The 3,754-nt window shown below is 64.0% G+C and carries 2 protein-coding genes and 2 pseudogenes; 2 read left to right on the top strand and 2 right to left on the bottom strand.

All coding sequences use genetic code 11. The annotated features are described in order from the left end of the window. Positions 1–233: pseudogene (locus EOA22_RS27225) on the top strand (YifB family Mg chelatase-like AAA ATPase); the annotation flags it as partial. Positions 234–508: 275 nt separating this feature from the next. Beyond that, the gene (locus EOA22_RS27220; protein ID WP_013528603.1) at positions 509–1,048 is read left to right on the top strand and encodes a J domain-containing protein; all 540 of its coding nucleotides are present in this window, start codon (positions 509–511) and stop codon (positions 1,046–1,048) included. A gap of 66 nt (positions 1,049–1,114) precedes the next feature. Here the strand turns inward: EOA22_RS27220 and EOA22_RS27215 are convergent, their stop codons facing one another. After that, a complete protein-coding gene (locus tag EOA22_RS27215; protein WP_063169667.1) occupies positions 1,115–3,283 on the bottom strand; it encodes a malate synthase G in 2,169 nt (722 codons plus the stop codon). A gap of 98 nt (positions 3,284–3,381) precedes the next feature. Next, positions 3,382–3,754 (bottom strand): annotated as a pseudogene (locus EOA22_RS27210) (hydantoinase/oxoprolinase family protein); the annotation flags it as partial.

Here is a 3,754-nt window from a genome sequence, read left to right as displayed (position 1 = left end):
CGCATTGCGCGCACTCGGTCATCGAGGAGATCGCCATGCCGGACGCCGCCGGCCTGTCGCTGCTCAAGGACGCCAGCGAAAAGCTCGCCTTTTCGGCGCGAGCCTATCACCGGGTGCTGAAGGTGGCGCGGACACTCGCCGATCTCGACGCCAGCGAAACCGTCGGCCGCATCCATCTGGCCGAAGCGATTTCCTACCGCATGAGCTCGGAGCGGGTGGCGCAGGCGGCGTAGATCACTCGCCGCCCGACAAGCCGACTCTGCCACACCACCTTCCGCAATCACGCCATAACCGTCATCCGACGAATCGGCCATCTCCGCACTGCGGCGGACCTGATTGTCCGCTTGGTCGACGTCCTCACCACCCAACGGCCCCCACCGACCGGGCGCCGGCCGTTTCTCCGTCTTCGGGGGCGTGGACGTCATCGCATCGGACCAAAGTCTTGGTCTCCGCATTGGGAATTCCTTATTTAGATAATGTGAATATGATTGCGGTCGGGGAGTCCGCTATGTTCGTTGACTACTACGAAGTTTTGGAAGTCAGCCCGAACGCCAACTCGGAAACGCTGGAGCGCATATTTCGCTATTTTGCGATGCGCTATCATCCCGACAATCGCGAAACCGGCGATGAAGCCCGCTTCAGTGAAATCGTGGAAGCCCACAACACGCTCAAGGATCCGGTCAAACGCGCTCAATACGACATCGCGTATAGGGACCATGCCGGCCTTCGCCGCGAATTGACCGAGGAAGCCAGCAACAGCAAAGGCATCGAGCGGGATGTCGTGATCCAGGCCAGGCTGCTGTCGCTGCTTTACGCGAAGCGCCGGCACGACGTCAGCAATCCCGGGATCGGGGATGTGGAGCTCGAACGCCTGTCAGACTGTCCGCGAGAGCATCTCGAGTTTCATCTCTGGTATCTAAAAGCGAAGGGCTGGATAGCAAGAGTGGAAAACGGGACGATCGCGATTACGGTGGAAGGCGTCGATAGGGTCAACTCCGAACACCGTCGCGATCCCACCATCCGGCTCCTGGACCATACAGCTTCCTGACGCCTCACCTCCGGAGGAAGTCAGGCCGAAGACCTGCCGCCCCATTCACGGCAGGGACTGGCCTCTTCAGCCCTGCTGCGCCTTCAGTTCCAGCCGCCGCGCGTGCAACACCGGCTCGGTGTAGCCGTTGGGCTGGGCGCGGCCCTTGAATACCAGGTCGCAGGCGGCGAGGAAGGCTATCGACTTGTCAAAGTCGGCCGCCATCGGCTCGTAGAGCGGGTCGCCCTCGTTCTGGCGGTCGACGATGTCAGCCATGCGCTTCATCGTCGCCATCACCTGGTCCTCGCTGCACACGCCGTGGTGCAGCCAGTTGGCGATGTGCTGTGAGGAAATACGCAGCGTGGCGCGGTCTTCCATCAGGCCGACATCGTTGATGTCAGGCACTTTCGAGCAGCCGACGCCCTGGTCGATCCAGCGCACGACATAGCCAAGAATGCCCTGCGCGTTGTTGTCGAGTTCCTTCTGGATATCCTCGGGCGACCAGTTCGGCCGCACGGCAACGGGCACCGACAGGATGTCGTCGAGCCTGGCCTTCGGCCGGTTCTTCAGCGCCGCCTGCACGGCGTGAACATCGACCTTGTGATAGTGCGTGGCATGCAGCGTCGCCGCCGTCGGCGACGGCACCCAGGCGGTGTTGGCGCCGGCCTTGGGGTGGACGATCTTCTCCACCAGCATCGCAGCCATCAGATCCGGCATCGCCCACATGCCCTTGCCGATCTGGGCGTGGCCGGCCAGCCCGCATTCCAGCCCGGTGTCGACATTCCACGCCTCGTAGGCGGAAATCCAGGCGGCCTGCTTCATGTCGCCCTTGCGGATCATCGGGCCGGCTTCCATCGAGGTGTGGATCTCGTCGCCGGTGCGGTCGAGAAAGCCGGTGTTGATGAACACGACGCGCTCCTTTGCGGCGCGGATTGCCTCCTTGAGGTTGACGGTGGTGCGCCGCTCCTCATCCATGATGCCCATCTTGATGGTATTTTTCGCCATGCCGAGCAGGGCCTCGACGCGGTCGAATATCTCGACGGCGAAGGCGACTTCGTCGGGCCCATGCATCTTGGGTTTCACGACATACATCGAGCCGGCGCGGGAATTGGCGCGGCGGCCGTTCGGCCCGACATCGTGCAACGCGATCAGCGCCGTCATCGCCGCATCCATGATGCCTTCCGGAACCTCATTGCCGTCGCGGTCGAGGATCGCCGGGCTGGTCATCAGGTGGCCGACATTCCTGACCAGCATCAGCGAGCGGCCGGGCACGGTCAGCGTGCCGCCGGCGGGCGCGGTGTAGGCGCGGTCGGGATTGAGCTTGCGGACAAAACTCTTGCCGCCCTTGGTGATCTCTTCCGCTAGGTCACCCTTCATCAGGCCGAGCCAGTTGCGGTAGACGACGACCTTGTCTGGCGCATCCACCGCCGCGACCGAATCCTCGCAGTCCTGGATGGTGGTCAGCGCCGATTCCAGGATGACATCGGCGATGCCCGCCGGATCGGTGCGGCCGATCTGGTTGTTGCGGTCGATCACGATCTCGATGTGCAGGCCGTTGCGCACAAGCAGCACGGCATCGGGATTGGCGGCATCGCCGCGATAGCCGACGAATTGCCTGGGGTCGGCCAGCGTCGTCGAGCCGGCGCCGGCGCTCAGCCGCAAGGCACCCTGCGCCAGCGACAGGCCATTGACGCCGGCCCATTTGCCGGACGTGAGCGGGGCAGCCTCGTCGAGAAAGGTCTTCGTCCAGGCGACGACCTTGGCGCCGCGTGCCGGATTGAAGGCTTTGCCCTTTTCGGCGCCATCCGTTTCGGGGATGGCATCGGTGCCGTAGAGCGCATCGTAGAGCGAACCCCAGCGCGCATTGGCAGCGTTGAGCGCATAGCGCGCATTCATCACCGGCACGACCAGCTGCGGTCCGGCAACATCAGCAATTTCCGGGTCGACGTTGTCGGTCGACACGCTGAAGGCCGGGCCTTCGGGAACGAGGTAGCCGATCCCTTTCAGGAAGCCCTTGTAGGCCTCCATGTCGACCGGCGCGCCGTGATCGCGATACCAGCCGTCTATCTGTTCCTGGATGGCGTCACGCTTTGCCAGCAGCTCCCGGTTCTTCGGCGCCAGATCATGGACGACGGCCGAAAAACCGTTCCAGAAGGCGTCCGCTTCGATCCCCGTGCCCGGCAGCGCTTCCCTGGCCACGAACTCATGCAGCTCGCGGGCAATCCGCAATCCGGCGATCTCGATGCGGTCGGTCATCAGGCTACTCCAGATGAAAGGCTTTGCGGGCCTTTGGCATGTCAGGTTTGCCGGGTCAATTCAGCTTAGGGTGAAGGTGGCGTATTTCGCCGCGTCGCTCAAACCGCAATGCGCGGCCTTCCCGAGGCCACGGCCACGACATGCGCCTCGATGAACATGCGCTGGGCCTCGACGGTCGAGACCCGGAATTCGGTGGCGACGTCGATCTCGGCGCTGTCGGTGCCGGCATCCCTGGCGCGCTCCGCGACGATGGCGCGGACATCGGCCTCGGCCGCCGCGATCGCCGCTGCCTCGTCGAGGAAATCGCGTACGGTCTCGCCCGAGGCGAGACGAAACAGCCCTTCTATGGGCTGGCTGACCCGCGCCTCGGCCGAAACCCTGACCTGGCCGACGACGGCGCCGAGCGCGTTGGCGACATCGGTATCCCTGGGCACCACGCAGTCATTGCCGATCAGCTCGGCGCCGCTGCAC

The sequence above is a fragment of the Mesorhizobium sp. M7A.F.Ca.US.014.04.1.1 genome, assembly GCF_003998745.1.
In the GTDB taxonomy this organism is placed as follows: Bacteria; Pseudomonadota; Alphaproteobacteria; order Rhizobiales; family Rhizobiaceae; genus Mesorhizobium; species Mesorhizobium ciceri.
This window is presented reverse-complemented; position numbering and strand designations above follow the sequence as displayed.